This window comes from Bacteriovorax sp. PP10 (genome assembly GCF_035013165.1).
Lineage (GTDB): Bacteria > Bdellovibrionota > Bacteriovoracia > Bacteriovoracales > Bacteriovoracaceae > Bacteriovorax > Bacteriovorax antarcticus.
On sequence record NZ_JAYGJQ010000001.1, the window covers coordinates 1,326,159 to 1,341,283 of the forward strand.

The window sequence follows — 15,125 nt, forward strand, 5'->3', positions numbered from 1 at the left end:
GTCATTTTAATCTCGGTGACCGATACTTGGTACATGAAAACGTTGTGCATCTTACTTTTTACCGTTTTTTTGGCCATGGCGGCTGCTGAGGATACTTCTCAGAGAGCTTTCCCCGGAGCTGATGCGGCAGCAAAGAAAAGTGCAAAGGTAACTAAGAGTACCAAGGCCTATCGCAAAGCTAAAGAGGAATGCCTCAAAAAGAGCGAAGAGCTTAAGGGAAAAAAATTAACTGATTGTATTGTAGATTATCAAAAAGAAGCGAAATAGTTTGCTTCTACCTAACCTAGGGAGTTTTATGAAATCTTTATTAGTAATCGCTATGGCACTTGTTTCTGTTTCTTCATTTGCTGCTGACCACAAAGATGCTGCTCACAAAGCTGCAATGGAAGCTTGCAAAGAACACTCAAAAGATAAAAAAGCTATGGAAGCTTGCGTAACTGAAAAAATGAAAGCTCCAGCTATGGAAGCTTCTGCTCCAGCTGCTGCTCCAGCTCCAGCTCACAAATAGTCTTTAAAGAAATTTAAGATAATTGTAGGGGAACTCATTGAGTTCCCCTTTTTATATCTCTATAATGACTTCACCTATGAGAATATTAATAGTCGAAGATCAGCCGAAAATGGCAAGTTTTATCAAAAAAGGTCTAGTTGCCCAAGGGTACATGGTCGATATATCTGAAACCGGAATGGGTGCAGAGAGTATGACTGTTGAAACCGAATACGACCTGGTCGTCCTAGACGTCAATCTTCCCGATCAAAATGGAATGGATACCGCAAGACATTTAAGACGCGACGGATTCCGTATGCCGATTTTAATGTTAACGGCACTCGCTACAACCAAAGATAAAATTCATGGCCTTGATTCTGGAGCAGATGACTATCTGACGAAGCCTTTTGAGTTCGAAGAACTCCTGGCCCGCATTCGTGCACTTCTTCGCCGCAACCACGGAAGTGAAAGTTCAAAACTTCGCTTTGGTGATATTGAACTGGATTTGGTTCAAAGAAGAGTGGTGCGTGCTCAAACTGAAGTGAATCTGACTGCTAAAGAATTTTCACTTTTAGAATACTTCATGAGAAATCCCGGGCGTCCTATTACCCGCATCGAAATCAGTGAACACGTTTGGGATGTTAACTTCGATACCAATACAAATATCATCGACGTTTATATCAACATGTTAAGAAAGAAAATTGATTCGCCATTTGATAAAAAAATGATCCATACCATGGTTGGATTTGGTTACATCTTAAAAGATTAATTATGTTCCTATTGCAAAAAATCAGTCTGAAACTGAGACTCTCACTTTTGTTTGGTCTCATCTTTACCGGAATGCTTTCTGGTTTTTGCTATATTCTTTATACACAATTCTCAAAAATTCAGATTGCCGAGTTCGATACCAGTCTTTACAACTACGCAGTCGATGTGGCCGAGTCTTTAGACATCGATAAATTTGGTGATGTTGAATTCGATTCAAATATTTTAAAGCTCAATGAAAAAATCCTGCCCTTTACACTGAAAAATAGTTTTATATCAGTATTGGATATTAACGGGCACATTATTGAAACGCGCCCGCATTTACATGAATCACAATTTTCGCCTTTGACTGAAAACGTCGTGGCACGTGTCTTAAAACAAGGTGCAAGTTTTTCAACGATGGTTTTTGAGAAAACTCCTCACCGAGTGATTAACTATCTTCTTCCGGTGCTTCATAAAGACACTCCGTTAATCCTGCAGATCTCAGTTCCAGAAACAGACTTCTTAATCATTAACCGCAACCTGATTAAATTTTTCTATATCAGTGTTCCGGTGATGTTATTTATCTCGCTGCTTATCGGATACTTTTTTGTGAGACGAGCGCTGTCGCCTATGATGGAGATTATTAATAAGACAAAAATAATTGAAGTCTCTAACCTGGAAGAGCGTGTTCCTGTTCCCCAAAGTAAGGATGAGATCTGGCAGCTTGCAGACACCATCAACCATCTTTTAAGTCGTCTGGATGAAACCTTCAGTGCTCAAGAGCGCTTTATTCAGGATGCTTCTCATCAGCTCAAAACACCACTGACTATTATGAAAGGTGAATTGGAAGTTTTTAAATCAGAAAAAAGAAGTGAAGTCGAAACGAATGCGATGATTGAAAGTGTCTCTCAGGAAGTAAACTTCTTAATCAAGCTGACAAACAATCTTTTAATTCTTGCCCGCGTAGATAGCGGGACAATTAGTTTAACATTCTCACCAAATCGCCTGGATGAAATTGTCATTTCACAGGTTTCACGTTTATCAAAACTGGCCGTGATGAAAAACATTTCTCTACAGATTAATTTTGATTCTTTTTACAATGCTACAGAAGAAGAACTCACTATTATGTGTGACCGCGACCTGGCCGGAGTTTTATTTTATAACCTGATTGAAAATGCCATCAAGTACTCGCCGGAGCATTCAACTGTCGAAGTGGTTGGGATTCATAAACCTGGATCTCTGGTTGTAACGGTGTCGGATGAAGGGGACGGAATAGAGTGCGATAGCCTGGAGAAAATCTTCGAGAGATTTTATCGCCTGCAAAGAACAGCGACGAAAGCACAGGGAAGCGGGCTAGGGCTTGCAATCTGTAAAGTTGTGGCCGATTCATTAAACGCTAAAATCTGGGCCGAAAAAAATGTCGGTCGTGGATCAAAGTTTTACTTCGAAATTAATAACCAAAAATTATCTTAAGCGGCCTTTAAGTAAAAGCACTTAATCTGGTCATTTGAATACAACGTTGAAAATGGGCTTAGCCATGAGTTTTCTGAAACTCTGAACACAATTTTGTGATCGAAGCTTTTAGGAGAGTTCTTTAAAAGTGATTTTGGAAATAGTGCCAGAGGTGAGCCTTCAAAATGAAACTCGATTTTTTTACTTTCAGGTAATTTTCCTGAGTATAAAGCAGCAAGGCAAATGTAAGCGCCATAGTCGTGAGCTTCAATGACTAACGTATCACTCTTGCATTTAACGATCTGATCAATCAAAGCTTTCGCATCCGCGTTCAAAGTAAATGGACTGATTTGACGGTAATGATTTAGCACTCGTCTGTGGCGAGTTGATAATTGCTTTTTTTCTTCCGGTGAGAAATTCAGGAAATCAAATGACGACATCATCGTCTGGTCAAAACCTGCTTCAAGGGGTTCAGTGCTATAGTTCATCAGCGTTTTCTTCATAGACTTAGCTTCAGGCGAAAACAAAATTTTACCTTTGAAGTTATGAGACTTTTGCATCGATGAGTCCTTGTAGAAGGGGGAGTTCCCTAATAATAAACCCTTTCGGTGCAGTTTTTAAAAAGCTGAGAAAAAGTTGAGGGGGTCTTGCAGTTTTGAGCATTTATTGGACGTAGGAGCTTTTTATTTACGCCTCATTTTGTGGTAAATGACCTGGATTTTAGAAAAGAGCAGCATATGGCGGGGACGGGGCCTTAAATTAGGCCTAGTCTCTCAATAACCTTAATTAGTATCCTATTTATCCATTTATATAGAGAAAAAGAAGGGCCTCGTTTCTCTTTTTTTTTCCTATTTTTATCTCTATAATTTCTAAATATGAAACGCCTATTGAATACTAAACTCTTTATCGCTGTTATTTTTTTTTGCATTGGTTTTTTTACCAATCATCTGCTGACAAAAGTCAGAGGGGCGCCTATGATCGCCACTAATGACGAGCGCTTTCCCGTCGATATTGATGACTTTGATCATACCAGCATGATGGATACGATTAATCGTTTAAGTAAGGAAAGAGCAGAAGCACGTGCCAGCGCTATGGGAGATGTTTCAAAGCGTGAAGACGACGACAATGTTTATTATGATATCCCACAAAAAACAATCAATGGGGTTGAACATAGACTCAATGTTGAAGTCAAAGATGGTATGATTAAAATCAGTGAAGACCAAAAATCATCTGGTGATACGTTGGTTGAAACTTCATCTGAAAGAATGTTCTCAATTGATCCAGGTCTGGATGGCGACAAAGCAGAAGTCATCAATGAAAAAGACAAGATCGTTATCAAGATTCCTAAAAAATAATTAAGGGGCCCAATATGAAATACTTATTACTACTACTTGCTCTTGCTATCGCCTTATCAACGGCATCGCATGCAACGACTCTTGAGATCGTTAGAGAGCACTCTCGTGTCTCTTTTGATGTTGATTATATGATGATGACAAAAGTAGAAGGGCAATTCAAAGGCTACCATGGCTTTTTTGAAATCAATGATAAAGAAAATCAACTTTCAAATATCAGAGTTGAAGTGACAAGTGACACTGTTGACACGAATGATACGAAAAGAGACTTCCATGTGAAAGGTCATGAGTTTTTATACGCCGCTGTTTACCCTGATATCATTTTCAAAGCAGCAGGCCCTGTGACAATTTCAGATGCTAAAAAATTCGAAGTAAAAGGTGATGTGACTCTAAGAGGAATTACGAAACCATTGGTGCTTACGGGCGTTTATAAAGGTAAAGGAAAAGACCCTTGGGGGAAAGATAGCTACTTCTTAGAAATGACAGGAGAAGTGAATCGCAAAGACTTTGGTATTGTTTGGAACAAACAAGTTGATACAGGCGGATACTTACTGGGTGATATGGTGAGATTAACGATCATCGTTCAAGCACAAAAGATTGGTGATAAAACGCCTTTTTCAACTCATATGATTCCATCGACGAAGGGGATTGTTGAAAGACATGACTTAAAGACGGGGAAGATCAAGAAACTTACGACGCCAACAGATCCAAAAGATCAGTCAGCGCCGAAGAAATAATTATTTAAAACGGAAAGAGAAATTAATCATTGGTCTGACTGTAGATGTTGTAACGTCTACGTTAGTCGTTTCATTCGATTGAGTGATCGAGTGGTACACAATACTTGCTCCGATAAAGAAGTTTGTGTTCACTTTCATTTCATAACCAAGACCTGCAATGTAGCTATGTCCTGTATCACTTGATCCATCGAATTTCACGTATGGATGCCATGCCAGTGCCACTAAAAAAGTCTTGTCTTGATTGAAGTAATAATTAATACGTGGACCAATTTCAGTTGTTCCCACTCCGCCACCAGTCGACTGGTTATCTGTCACAATAAAGTTGGGTCCAAGATAAAGTTGCTCTTTAACTGCTACAGGCATAGCAATAAAAAGGTGTCCTTCTTTTTTTGTGTAGTCAGTTTTGTCTACAGTCGTCGAATCGTAGAAGACTGACATGTCAAACATCAGGTCTGCTTTAGCGACTGTTGATCCAAGCAATAGTAGAGCTGTTAATAAAATCCTTTTCATTTGTTACTTACTCCTTAAGCAAATTTAACAACACAATAATTCTTTTTACCTTTTCTAATAACCAGACATGTTTCAGAGGCCAGGTGAGATTCATTCATCACGGCCATCATTTCAGGAACAGTATCGTTATTTAAGTACACACCCTTTTGTTCTACAGAGCGTTTTGCTTCGCCCTTACTTCCAAATAGAGGAGTGGCAGCTAGCATATCTAAATACGGGATTCCAGCTTGAAGGTCAGAGCGTTTTAATTCAACTGATGGAACATCTTTGAAGATGGCAATCAGGTCTTTATCTTTTAGGTTCGTGATCTTCTCACCGAAGAAAATTTTTGTTGCTGATAGGGCAGCATTCAATCCTTCTTCTCCGTGAACAAGTTTTACAACTTCAGCGGCAAGAGTTTTTTGTGCTTCTCTCATGTGCGCTTCAGTTTTAGTTTTTTCTTCAAGCACAGCAATTTGATCCAGGCTTAAAAATGTAAAATACTTTAAGTACTTCACAACAGAAGTGTCATCACTGTTAAGTAGGTATTGGTACATCTGGTATGGAGATGTCATTTCCGGGTCAAGATAGATCGCTGTTCCACCTTCTGACTTTCCGAATTTATTTCCGTTAGCATCAGTCACTAGTGGAATAACAATCCCGTAAACCTGACGTGAGTCCATTTTACGAGTGTAGTCGATACCAGCTGTGATGTTACCCCATTGATCACCGCCACCCATTTGCAGGATAACGTCGTTGTGAAGAGCAAGGTGACGGAAGTCGTAGGCCTGAAGCATTTGGTAGCAAAATTCTGTAAAGCTTAATCCCACTTCTGATTCGAGTCTCTTTTTCACAGAGTCTTTAGCAATCATGTCAGAAATTCTAAATCTCTTTCCAACGTCTCTTAGAAATTCAAGGAATGAGAATTTTCCCATCCAATCATAGTTATTCACCATGATCGCAGGATTTGGTCCATCGAATTTTAAAATTCGTTGGAATTGCTTTTTTTGAGCTTCAATATTTTCTTTAATCACTTCTTCAGTAAGTAAAACTCTTTCAGTACTTTTTCCTGAAGGGTCACCGATCATTCCCGTTGCACCACCTAGAAGAACGTAAGGCCTGTGACCAGCATCTTGAAAGCGCTTCATCGTGATGATAGCAAACAGGTTTCCGATTTGAAGAGACTTTGCTGTTGGATCATAACCAATATAAAAAGAGATTTTCTTTGTATTTAAGATTTCTTTGATTTCAGGGTTTGAAACATCAGCGATCAGGCCGCGACTTTCTAATTCTTCGTAAAAATTCATGAGATATTTTCCTTTGAAATGAATAGAAGAATTATGACAGAAAAATGGCGATAAGAGAATCCTCGCGAAGGTGATTCTCTATATTATTGAGTTATTTGAACTTTTTTTATTTGAGAAATGCTTGTAGATCGCTAATTAGCGAGTCTAAACGCTTAGAGTAATTTTGAATCCCGGCGTAGTCCAGCTTGATTTCTTTCGTCGCTAGTTCTGCGCGATCTTCTCTGATATTTTGGAAACGGGCCGCGAAGCCGACATGAGCGTATTCCGCTTCTTCACGACGGTTTTCGTCGGATGCATTATTCATTTTAGTGGCAACCAGGCTGATAAGGGCCATGGCCTTTTGTTGTTTAACATTCAGACCTTGTTCCAGATCCTGCAACCACATTGCTTCAACCGCCTGTAGTTTTCCTTCTTTCACGTCTGCAAGATTCGCCTTTTGAGCGAAAGCTGGTGTGGTAACTAGGATAGAAAGGACGATTAAAAACTTCATAAAAACTCCAAGCATACTGCTTATAAAACCAACAGCTGTTTAAAAATAAGACAGCTTAAGTCCTTCTATTACTCCCATAAGAGTTGATTTTTCTATTGGGTGAAGACTCTCTACCTAGTCATATTGCAGTAGGGATGCCAAGATTGGGGAGAGGCGATAAATATGGATAAAATAGTGTTTTACGACGGGCAGTGTGGGTTATGTCAGAGGTCTGTCTCTTTCCTTGCTAAAATTGATAACAAGAAAGAACTTATCTTTGCACCATTAAACGGTCAGACCTATAAACAATTTTTTAAAGGCAGTAGCGATCTTACGACGGTGGTGTTTTATAACCGTGAGCAAATCTCTGTGAAGAGCGAGGCCATTATCGAAGTTTGTAGAAGCTTAGGTGGTATAAAAAAACTAGCTATGCTCCTTAGAATTATCCCTCTGAAACTAAGAGATAAGATCTACGACTTAATTGCGGATCAACGAAAAAAAGTTTCATGTATCATACTATCGAAAGATGAACGTTTTTTGAAATAAGAGACATTCTTTGTTATAATCCTTTTAATGGAAGTATCAAAAAGTCATCCTCACAATTCACGCGGCGATAAAGAAAAAATCTGGATTCCAGTGATCTCGCTTATTGTAGGAATTGTACTTTTATTTTTTAAATTCTACGCCTACAAAATTACGAATTCCCAATCTATTTATTCTGATGCTCTGGAAAGTATCGTCAACATTGTTGCCGGCATTATCACTTTGATCGTTATTGTTGTTGCTGCAAAACCTGCTGACGATGACCATCCTTATGGACATGGAAAAGTCGAAAGTATGGCCGCGAGTTTTGAAGGTGGGGCGATTTTATTTGCAGGGCTTTTAATTATTTTAAAGGCCGTTGAAGTTTATTATCGCGGCGAGATTGTCACTGAACTTGATATGGGATTACTGATTACTGTTGGAACAGGTGTTGCCAACGGACTGATGGGTTATATCATTTTGATTCGAGGGAAGAAGTTGCATTCGGAAGCATTGAGATCGAGTGGAACGCACTTGATGACAGACATGATGACGAGTATTGGTGTTGTCATCAGTTTAGTATTGGTGAAGTTTACAGGTTACATGTGGATTGACCCGGTGATTGCGATTATTTTTGGATTTATGCTTTGTATCTCGGGAGCAAAAATTCTTATTCGTTCTGGTTATGTTTTGATGGATGGATTGGATAAAGAAACTTTGCAGGTTGTCGCTAAACTTTTTGAGAAGAACTATAGACCGGGTGTGATTGATATTCATTACACGAGAGTGATTCGAAGCGGGAGCTTCCATCATATCGACTGTCACATGGTGATTCCTGAATTTTGGACTGTGTCTGAAGCTCATTATTTTAGTGATAATTTCGATATGAGTTTTTTGAAAGACTATCCGGTTGAAGCTGAATTGCGAATTCATCTTGATCCGTGCAGGAGAGTTTACTGTGAAAATTGCGAAGTGAAAGACTGTCCTATCAGAAAGAAGGATTTTATTAAGAGGATTTCGTTAGATAATATGGAAGAAGTGACGTCGCCGATAGAAAGCCGATAAAAAAATGCAGCCGCAGCTGCATTTTTACGACTTATAAAAATATAAAGAGTCTAAAGTTTTTCGAAGAGTTTATCGGCTAAACGGACTACTTTTTAAGGCCAGCAACTTTTGTATTAATCGCCATCTCATACTGCTTTAAAATATCAGAATCAAGTTCCGTCTTCTCAATCGACTTAATCGATTTCATCGAATTTTTCATTTCTTCGCACGAGTGGATTCCACCATCACCATCGACCGGACGGTTTCTTCCGCCTTCTTTCATCCAAGTGATTTCTCTGCTACAAAATTTACAACGGGCCATGACTAATCCTTGCGTTTTCCTATACAATAAATGCCATCTTTATGGCATTATAGGAGTGCTTATTATAACAAGGGATAACCATGCTAGATATTAAATTCATCAGAGAAAATTCTGACATTGTGAAGAATGCCTGCAAATTAAAGAACATTACTCTAGATATTGACCAACTACTTGCACTGGATAAAGAGCTAGTAGGGCTCAAAACTGAGGAACAAAACCTTTTAGCTCAAAAAAACGCACTAACAGCGAAGATTCCCAAGGCTTCTGCTGAGGAGCGCCCAACTCTTATTGCTGAGAGTAAGGCCCTTGATGAAAAGGCCAAAGCTATTAAGCCTCGCGCTGAAATCGTTGAAGCAGAACTTCAAAACCTTCTGTGGATCACTCCACAAATTCCTTCTCCAAAAGCACCGGTTGGAAAAGACGATAGTGACAACGTTGAAATAAAAAAACACGGAGTCCTACCGAAATTTGATTTCAAGCCTCTTGATCACGTAGCTCTACTTGAAAAAAATAACTGGGCAGACTTTGAGCGAATCGCAAAAGTTTCTGGTTCGCGTTCATACTCTCTTAGAAATGAAATGGTTTTAGTTGAAATGGCGATGCATAGAATGGCCATGGATAAATTAATGAAGAAAGGTTTTAACCTTGTTTCAGTTCCAGCATTCGCTCGTGAAGAAGCTTTATACGGAACAGGACACTTCCCGGCAGGAAGAGACCAGGCCTATTTCATTCCAGAACATAATCTTTATCTTGCAGGAACTGCTGAAGTTCAAATCAACTCACTTCATGCAAATGAAATTTTAAAAGAGTCTGAGTTGCCTATTTTATACGCAGGATACTCACCATGTTTTAGAAGTGAAGCAGGATCATACGGACGTGACGTTCGTGGTTTAATCCGCGTTCACCAATTCATGAAAGTAGAGCAATTTGTTATTTGTAAAAATGACCCAGGTGAATCAGAGAAGTGGCACCAGAAGCTTCTTGAAACATCAGAAGAAATCGTTCAGGACTTAGAACTTCCATATAGAATTGTAGAATGCTGTACGGGAGATATGGGAACTGGAAAAGTTCGTATGTACGATGTTGAAGCATGGGTTCCATCAGAAGAAAAATACAGAGAGACACACAGCTGTTCAGCACTACACGATTGGCAAGCTCGTCGTACTCAGACAAGATACAGAGACGGGGAGAACAAAGTTCAATTCGTTCACACGTTAAATAACACTGCGATTGCGACTCCAAGAATCCTGGTGCCATTTTTAGAAAACCACCAGCAAGCTGATGGCTCAATTAAGATCCCAGCTAAACTTCAACCATACATGGATGGAAGAAAGTTTATTGGTAAGAAAGAAGAATAAAAAACTAATTAGAAATCGTAAATAAGTGCAAGGCCCTTCGTATCCCAATCAAAAATAGGGACTATTGTAAGGGCCTCTTTTTCTTCCGCGCCATCTGCTTTTTTCTTATCTACTTTCGATATCCCAATTCCATAGGCCATACCAATAGTCGCTCCAGCAAGAACGTCGTGAAGATAATGGCGGTTGTCGTTGATTCTGCTTGCAGCAACAAATGATGAAAGCACTAAAGCAGGAGCACCCCATTTCCAACCGTGCTCTTCAAGAACGTATCCACTAAAAGCAAAGGCCGTTGTCGCGTGTCCTGATGGGAATGAATTCCTCTCATTGGTTTTTCCCGGACGAGGCTCTCTAATGGCATATTTTAGTCCTGTCGTTAGAGTGGCCGCATAAGCCGAGGCCTTAAGCATTCCGATGGCACGAGTGTATCCTTTAGGGTCTCCATTGACGCCTGCAAGGGACATCCCAATAGCGTAAAGAGCATTGGGAACAAGTTGTCCGGCAAGATCGCCAAACTTAGACAAGCTTCCCAGCGGTTTATCGTTACTCAAATCTTTTTGAGTGTAGTCGACAATAGAGTCTTCAAAAATTAAAACACCAAGAGTAAGGGCACCACCAACATAGAGAACATTGCGTGCACTGGTGGTTACCGGTGAGAGGGCCTCTGTTTTAAGGTCGCTTGTATCCCAAGCAAAAGTCGTTGAACTAAACGTGAGCATTAAGAGAGTAAATAGCTTCATTAAGTAAGTCCTTATAAGTTAGATTACAGTTTATTCTCTAAGGCATTTTTTGCAATATAAGATATTGATCGCACCAGATTTTATGTGCACTATCTGACTAATTTCACTGACCAAAACAAATTACTTGTGAAGATTCCCTAACATAAACAAAAAATATCATAAATTTTGTCTAACTTGCACCGATAATAAAAGCATGGATATCAAAATTATGATCGTTGATGACGATCAAATTACATCAAGAATATTATCGCAGAGACTAAGCAAACGCGGCTTTACGGTTGTTTGTGTTGGTTCGGGTAGAGAGTGTCTGGAGTCGCTTCAGTTCGATACTCCTGATCTTATTATGCTTGATATTGTGATGCCTGAGATGAGTGGTATTCAGTTACTGCAGTCTATCCGTTCAGTGTATTCATCGATTGATATCCCCATCATTATGGCGACAGCAAAAAATGAAGCAGAGGATATTGTTGAGTCTCTAAAGTTTGGGGCCAACGATTATATTCAAAAGCCAGTGAACATTGATATCGCTGAAGCGCGAATCAACGCTCAGATCAATGCCGTTCGAAACTATAGAGATGCAATGGAGAAAAAAGAAGTTGAAGCACTCAACACTTTAATTGCAACTTACAACCATGAAATTAATAATCCGCTAACGATTGCTTTTGGCCTTTTAAGAAAGGCAAAAAAAGAGCAAAGCCTTGAGTACTTTGATAAAATCGCTGAGTCGCTACAAAGAGTGACAAATATCGTAAAAGAGATTGAGAGAATTACCGCAAGAACTGAGTATGTCGATTTAGAAGTTACTCAGAAAATGTACAAAATTCGCTAGGATCTAAGTAAGTCATTCCCAATTTCATTTTAGATTTAATATTAGAGATGACTGTCTCTTTCATGCTTTTTTCGTAATGAAGGTATTGAGGTGGAGCGACATTTAATTTCGTGGCCATCATTGAATAGTATTCACTCTTTCTAAATTTCACATCACTTACGATATTAAAAGTTTCACCCCATACAGACGTGTTAAGGACTGTTGTGATGGCCTTAATGCAGTCATCTCGATGAACCAGGTGAAGGAAGGCATGTCCACCTGTGAGTTCAGTTTTTCCTTGCAAGTTATAAGAGGGATGGCGTCTATATCCATAAAGTCCGCCCAGTCTTAAAATCGTCGCATGCGAGAATCTATTTTTAATATAATTTTCAGTTTCAAGTAAAAGAGGAGAGCCTGTTGAACAAACATGATGTTCAGCTTCCTCATTAAGGTTACCAAGGTTTTTTCCATAAACAGAAATTGAGCTGATAAAGATAATTTTTTTATCAGAAGGGATTTGATCAAAGAAATGTTTTACGTGACTCACGCCTAAAGGTGGCACCATGTAAATTAAGACACCGGAATTTTTGATACTTTCCGGAGCAAGATCGAGGGCCGCATCGAATTGAATGTAAGGAACATCGTCCTCAGCAAATTCAGCACTTTTATCATGGGCAGTTGTGGCGATAATATTATGACCGGATCTTTGTAGATCCAGCGCCAGCGCTTTTCCTAACCATCCGCACCCAATTAACGATAAAACTTCTTTCTTCATTTGATTAGCTCCAGTCTTCATATTATCATTGAGCAAATTTAAATCCTATAGGAGTTTTTGAATGAAAAATATTTTTGTGACAATAATGGTATCTCTTTTTATCGCTACAAATGCAAATGCATACACTGATCCAAAAGTGGGTGGGCTTGTAACTCTAAAAAAAGGTCTTGAAAAAAAGATCACAAAAAATGGTGTGCTTTATGTTTTCGCTAAACAAGCAGGCCCTGACTCTGGCCCGAATGACAGAACTCCACCAGTAGCAGTTATTAAAATTGCCAACCCGACTTTCCCTCAAGCGTTCGTGATCACTCAAAAAAACGTTATGATCCCAGGATCAGAGTTTAAAGGTCCACTTCATGTGATCGCTCGTTTTTCACCAGACGGAAATGCTCTAAATAAGTCTGGAGCAATCGAAGGAATGGATCCAAAGTTTCCATCTGCTGATTTAGGAAATAAAAATCTTAATATCGAACTAAACGTAGAATTAAAATAATATGAGTACGGTTCCTGACTATTCACTATTTCCAAATAAAGAAGAGTGGGGAACCGGCGACGAGGCGATGGATAATAAATTATCTGTCGCCTTGAAAAAAGTAAAAGATGATTTAACTCTCGCAAATATCAAAGAGTTTTATCTCTACGGACTCTCTCTTAAACCCCGCGCTTACAATCCTGCATTTCATACGACTATCGATCTAGTAACGAAAGCTTTTCTCTTTTGTTTTGATCCTGAAGGATATAACGATCAATTGATGCAGAAAATGAAAGGGGATTACGAAAGTAAAAAGAAGATCACTTTTCAACTTACTGATGTTGCAAACATTCTTACTGAGCTTAAAACCAACAAAGTTTACCGCTACAAAGGTCAGATCGATTTTTATTTGAGTCGTATCGAAATAGCTGAGCGAAATCCTTTTGTAAGACAAGCTCTCAAGCGTTCTCCAATAGATTTGCATACTAAGATCATCATGAAAGACTTTAGAGCATGGATGAGCGGTGAAAGTGTTCGCACAACTTACGATGACGCTTTCTTTAACGCGCTAAAAGTAGACAACCAAATTCTTTTAATCGAAAATTTTGGCGAATTTTGGTATCATCAAGGTCAGATTTTCTCATTTCCACTTTTCGAAATTTAAAAAGGAGACCTCCATGGATCTTAAAAACATTTTAGATCACTTAGATCTAAAAAAATTCCCGTGCCATTTTGTGGATGTGAGAATTGAGCGTACTCAATCCAGTAGCTTTTTATTCAGAAATGGAGAGTTGGTTTCGGCAGCAGAAAAACCAGTTCTTGGGGCATTTGTCAGAGTTCATCACCATGGCTCATGGTTTTATGCTTCAACAACAGCAATCACTAATCTAGAAGGTGAAATCAATAAACTTATTGACCAGGCCAATGCCGGAAAAAAATCATCGAACACTTACGTTGTTCCGGAAAACAATGGGGTTCATCATTTAATTAATAAAGCGGCAGATGCTTTTTCAAAAATCCCATTAGAGACAAAAGTAAAACTAGGGGAGAGCTATCTTCCTTTGATCAAGAAGATTGATAATTTAAAAGAATCTGGAATTCACTATACGGACATTTATAAAGAGAAGTTTTATAAGTCTTCAGTTGGAACAGAATTCTCTTATGACTTTAATCAGGCAGGGTTTGGTTTTAGTGCTGTCCTGAAAAAAGATGAGGAGCTGGTTGATGACTGGTTTAGAGTTCATGTAACTGATTTCAAAAAACTTCATAACCTTGAAAAAGATATTCTGGATTTCTTTATTGAGTCTCAACGCTTCCTTGGAGCTGAAACAATCACTCCGGGTAAGTATAAAGTTGTCCTTTCTCCTGAGATCACAGGTGTATTTACTCATGAATCGTTTGGCCATAAGTCAGAAGCAGACTTTATGATGGGAGACCCCGAAGCAACGAAAGAGTGGAAAATTGGAAGTACAATCGGAGCCACGTGTTTATCAATCGTCGATACAGGTATGCATGATAACACTTCTGGGTATTGCCCAATTGATGATGAAGGAACACTGGCCCAAAAAACTTACCTGATTAAAGACGGTGTCCTGACAGGCCGTTTACATTCAACTCATACAGCGAACGTGTTGGAAGAAAAAGCGACTGGAAATGCCAGAGCAATGAATTTTGAGTTTGAGCCTATCGTACGTATGACTTCAACTTATATTGAAGGTGGAAATGTTTCTTTTAATGAATTGTTAAAAAGAGCAGAAGGTGGAATTTACTTCTACAACTTTAAGCATGGTTCAGGCGGAAGTACTTTTACGATTGCACCCAATAGAGCTTATCGAATTAAAGATGGAAAAATTGCAGAACCAGTGAGAGTTTCAGTTCTTTCCGGATCAGTTTTTGAAACATTAAAGATGATTGAAGCTTGCGGTGATGATTTTCACCTGGAGAGTTCAGCTTTCGGTGGATGCGGAAAAATGGAGCAGTCTCCACTTCCAGTTGCTGATGGTGGACCTTCTATCTTAGTTAGTGGAATGCAAGTTAGTTAAAAACAAGG

At 39.1% G+C, this 15,125-nt stretch carries 20 protein-coding genes; 13 read left to right on the top strand and 7 right to left on the bottom strand.

What is annotated here, in order from left to right; translation table 11 throughout:
* Positions 1–33: 33 nt before the first annotated feature.
* The 4 genes from SHI21_RS06485 (at position 34) to SHI21_RS06500 (ending at position 2,704) form a co-directional block, all read left to right on the top strand.
* The gene (locus SHI21_RS06485) at positions 34–267 is read left to right on the top strand and encodes a hypothetical protein (RefSeq protein WP_323575466.1); all 234 of its coding nucleotides are present in this window, start codon (positions 34–36) and stop codon (positions 265–267) included.
* Positions 268–295: 28 nt separating this feature from the next.
* On the top strand, positions 296–508 hold the full coding sequence (locus tag SHI21_RS06490; protein ID WP_323575467.1) for a hypothetical protein: 213 nt from the start codon (positions 296–298) through the stop codon (positions 506–508).
* A 76-nt stretch (positions 509–584) separates the two neighbouring features.
* Complete coding sequence (locus SHI21_RS06495; RefSeq protein WP_323575468.1) at positions 585–1,253, top strand: response regulator transcription factor; 669 nt, start codon at positions 585–587, stop codon at positions 1,251–1,253.
* Between the two features lie 2 nt (positions 1,254–1,255).
* Entirely contained in the window at positions 1,256–2,704 is a 1,449-nt protein-coding gene (locus SHI21_RS06500; protein ID WP_323575469.1) for a sensor histidine kinase, read from the top strand.
* Here SHI21_RS06500 and SHI21_RS06505 read toward each other — a convergent pair.
* A complete protein-coding gene (locus tag SHI21_RS06505) occupies positions 2,701–3,243 on the bottom strand; it encodes a hypothetical protein (RefSeq protein WP_323575470.1) in 543 nt (180 codons plus the stop codon). The genes SHI21_RS06500 and SHI21_RS06505 overlap by 4 nt on opposite strands.
* Before the next feature lie 315 nt (positions 3,244–3,558).
* On the opposite strand from SHI21_RS06505, the gene SHI21_RS06510 reads away from it, so the two are divergent.
* The gene (locus SHI21_RS06510; RefSeq protein WP_323575471.1) at positions 3,559–4,038 is read left to right on the top strand and encodes a hypothetical protein; all 480 of its coding nucleotides are present in this window, start codon (positions 3,559–3,561) and stop codon (positions 4,036–4,038) included.
* Positions 4,039–4,052: 14 nt separating this feature from the next.
* The gene (locus SHI21_RS06515) at positions 4,053–4,772 is read left to right on the top strand and encodes a YceI family protein (RefSeq protein ID WP_323575472.1); all 720 of its coding nucleotides are present in this window, start codon (positions 4,053–4,055) and stop codon (positions 4,770–4,772) included.
* Here SHI21_RS06515 and SHI21_RS06520 read toward each other — a convergent pair whose 3' ends face one another.
* From SHI21_RS06520 to SHI21_RS06530, 3 genes are all read right to left on the bottom strand, one after another.
* The gene (locus tag SHI21_RS06520) at positions 4,773–5,282 is read right to left on the bottom strand and encodes a hypothetical protein (protein WP_323575473.1); all 510 of its coding nucleotides are present in this window, start codon (positions 5,280–5,282) and stop codon (positions 4,773–4,775) included.
* A gap of 14 nt (positions 5,283–5,296) precedes the next feature.
* Positions 5,297–6,568: a tyrosine--tRNA ligase gene (tyrS, locus tag SHI21_RS06525; RefSeq protein WP_323575474.1), complete on the bottom strand. Its 1,272-nt coding sequence runs from the start codon at positions 6,566–6,568 to the stop codon at positions 5,297–5,299.
* Between the two features lie 106 nt (positions 6,569–6,674).
* The gene (locus SHI21_RS06530; protein ID WP_323575475.1) at positions 6,675–7,058 is read right to left on the bottom strand and encodes a hypothetical protein; all 384 of its coding nucleotides are present in this window, start codon (positions 7,056–7,058) and stop codon (positions 6,675–6,677) included.
* A gap of 162 nt (positions 7,059–7,220) precedes the next feature.
* Between SHI21_RS06530 and SHI21_RS06535 the strand changes: the two genes are divergently transcribed.
* Together SHI21_RS06535 and SHI21_RS06540 are read left to right on the top strand one after the other, a co-directional pair.
* Positions 7,221–7,583, top strand: coding sequence for a thiol-disulfide oxidoreductase DCC family protein (locus tag SHI21_RS06535; RefSeq protein ID WP_323575476.1), 363 nt, complete (start codon positions 7,221–7,223; stop codon positions 7,581–7,583).
* 27 nt (positions 7,584–7,610) lie between these two features.
* Entirely contained in the window at positions 7,611–8,624 is a 1,014-nt protein-coding gene (locus SHI21_RS06540; RefSeq protein ID WP_323575477.1) for a cation diffusion facilitator family transporter, read from the top strand.
* Positions 8,625–8,709: 85 nt separating this feature from the next.
* Here the strand turns inward: SHI21_RS06540 and SHI21_RS06545 are convergent, their stop codons facing one another.
* Entirely contained in the window at positions 8,710–8,925 is a 216-nt protein-coding gene (locus tag SHI21_RS06545) for a hypothetical protein (protein WP_323575478.1), read from the bottom strand.
* A gap of 80 nt (positions 8,926–9,005) precedes the next feature.
* Between SHI21_RS06545 and serS the strand changes: the two genes are divergently transcribed.
* Positions 9,006–10,283 (top strand): serine--tRNA ligase, encoded by a 1,278-nt coding sequence (gene serS, locus SHI21_RS06550; protein WP_323575479.1) that lies wholly within the window; start codon positions 9,006–9,008, stop codon positions 10,281–10,283.
* An 8-nt stretch (positions 10,284–10,291) separates the two neighbouring features.
* On the opposite strand, the gene SHI21_RS06555 is transcribed toward serS, so the two are convergent.
* On the bottom strand, positions 10,292–11,020 hold the full coding sequence (locus tag SHI21_RS06555; RefSeq protein WP_323575480.1) for a phosphatase PAP2 family protein: 729 nt from the start codon (positions 11,018–11,020) through the stop codon (positions 10,292–10,294).
* A 193-nt stretch (positions 11,021–11,213) separates the two neighbouring features.
* Here SHI21_RS06555 and SHI21_RS06560 point away from each other — a divergent pair, with 193 nt between their 5' ends.
* Entirely contained in the window at positions 11,214–11,849 is a 636-nt protein-coding gene (locus tag SHI21_RS06560; protein WP_323575481.1) for a response regulator transcription factor, read from the top strand.
* On the opposite strand, the gene SHI21_RS06565 is transcribed toward SHI21_RS06560, so the two are convergent.
* Entirely contained in the window at positions 11,821–12,603 is a 783-nt protein-coding gene (locus SHI21_RS06565; RefSeq protein WP_323575482.1) for an NAD(P)-binding domain-containing protein, read from the bottom strand. The genes SHI21_RS06560 and SHI21_RS06565 overlap by 29 nt on opposite strands.
* Before the next feature lie 61 nt (positions 12,604–12,664).
* Between SHI21_RS06565 and SHI21_RS06570 the strand changes: the two genes are divergently transcribed.
* From SHI21_RS06570 to SHI21_RS06580, 3 genes are read left to right on the top strand one after another with little or no spacing between them, the layout of a single operon-like run.
* Complete coding sequence (locus tag SHI21_RS06570) at positions 12,665–13,096, top strand: c-type cytochrome biogenesis protein CcmI/CycH (protein WP_323575483.1); 432 nt, start codon at positions 12,665–12,667, stop codon at positions 13,094–13,096.
* A 1-nt stretch (position 13,097) separates the two neighbouring features.
* Positions 13,098–13,739 (top strand): hypothetical protein, encoded by a 642-nt coding sequence (locus SHI21_RS06575; protein WP_323575484.1) that lies wholly within the window; start codon positions 13,098–13,100, stop codon positions 13,737–13,739.
* Between the two features lie 13 nt (positions 13,740–13,752).
* Positions 13,753–15,117 (top strand): TldD/PmbA family protein, encoded by a 1,365-nt coding sequence (locus SHI21_RS06580; protein WP_323575485.1) that lies wholly within the window; start codon positions 13,753–13,755, stop codon positions 15,115–15,117.
* The last annotated feature ends 8 nt before the right edge of the window (positions 15,118–15,125 follow it).

Bases quoted from the DNA above. Each gene is read 5' to 3' on its own strand.
- SHI21_RS06510 (WP_323575471.1), top strand. From the start codon at position 3,559: ATGAAACGCCTATTGAATACTAAACTCTTTATCGCTGTTATTTTTTTT.
- SHI21_RS06535 (WP_323575476.1), top strand. From the start codon at position 7,221: ATGGATAAAATAGTGTTTTACGACGGGCAGTGTGGGTTATGTCAGAGG.
- SHI21_RS06565 (WP_323575482.1), bottom strand. From the start codon at position 12,603: ATGAAGAAAGAAGTTTTATCGTTAATTGGGTGCGGATGGTTAGGAAAA.
- serS (WP_323575479.1), top strand. From the start codon at position 9,006: ATGCTAGATATTAAATTCATCAGAGAAAATTCTGACATTGTGAAGAAT.
- SHI21_RS06530 (WP_323575475.1), bottom strand. From the start codon at position 7,058: ATGAAGTTTTTAATCGTCCTTTCTATCCTAGTTACCACACCAGCTTTC.
- SHI21_RS06540 (WP_323575477.1), top strand. From the start codon at position 7,611: ATGGAAGTATCAAAAAGTCATCCTCACAATTCACGCGGCGATAAAGAA.
- SHI21_RS06515 (WP_323575472.1), top strand. From the start codon at position 4,053: ATGAAATACTTATTACTACTACTTGCTCTTGCTATCGCCTTATCAACG.
- SHI21_RS06575 (WP_323575484.1), top strand. From the start codon at position 13,098: ATGAGTACGGTTCCTGACTATTCACTATTTCCAAATAAAGAAGAGTGG.
- SHI21_RS06490 (WP_323575467.1), top strand. From the start codon at position 296: ATGAAATCTTTATTAGTAATCGCTATGGCACTTGTTTCTGTTTCTTCA.
- SHI21_RS06520 (WP_323575473.1), bottom strand. From the start codon at position 5,282: ATGAAAAGGATTTTATTAACAGCTCTACTATTGCTTGGATCAACAGTC.
- SHI21_RS06570 (WP_323575483.1), top strand. From the start codon at position 12,665: ATGAAAAATATTTTTGTGACAATAATGGTATCTCTTTTTATCGCTACA.
- tyrS (WP_323575474.1), bottom strand. From the start codon at position 6,568: ATGAATTTTTACGAAGAATTAGAAAGTCGCGGCCTGATCGCTGATGTT.
- SHI21_RS06500 (WP_323575469.1), top strand. From the start codon at position 1,256: ATGTTCCTATTGCAAAAAATCAGTCTGAAACTGAGACTCTCACTTTTG.
- SHI21_RS06485 (WP_323575466.1), top strand. From the start codon at position 34: ATGAAAACGTTGTGCATCTTACTTTTTACCGTTTTTTTGGCCATGGCG.
- SHI21_RS06495 (WP_323575468.1), top strand. From the start codon at position 585: ATGAGAATATTAATAGTCGAAGATCAGCCGAAAATGGCAAGTTTTATC.
- SHI21_RS06580 (WP_323575485.1), top strand. From the start codon at position 13,753: ATGGATCTTAAAAACATTTTAGATCACTTAGATCTAAAAAAATTCCCG.
- SHI21_RS06505 (WP_323575470.1), bottom strand. From the start codon at position 3,243: ATGCAAAAGTCTCATAACTTCAAAGGTAAAATTTTGTTTTCGCCTGAA.
- SHI21_RS06560 (WP_323575481.1), top strand. From the start codon at position 11,214: ATGGATATCAAAATTATGATCGTTGATGACGATCAAATTACATCAAGA.
- SHI21_RS06545 (WP_323575478.1), bottom strand. From the start codon at position 8,925: ATGGCCCGTTGTAAATTTTGTAGCAGAGAAATCACTTGGATGAAAGAA.
- SHI21_RS06555 (WP_323575480.1), bottom strand. From the start codon at position 11,020: ATGAAGCTATTTACTCTCTTAATGCTCACGTTTAGTTCAACGACTTTT.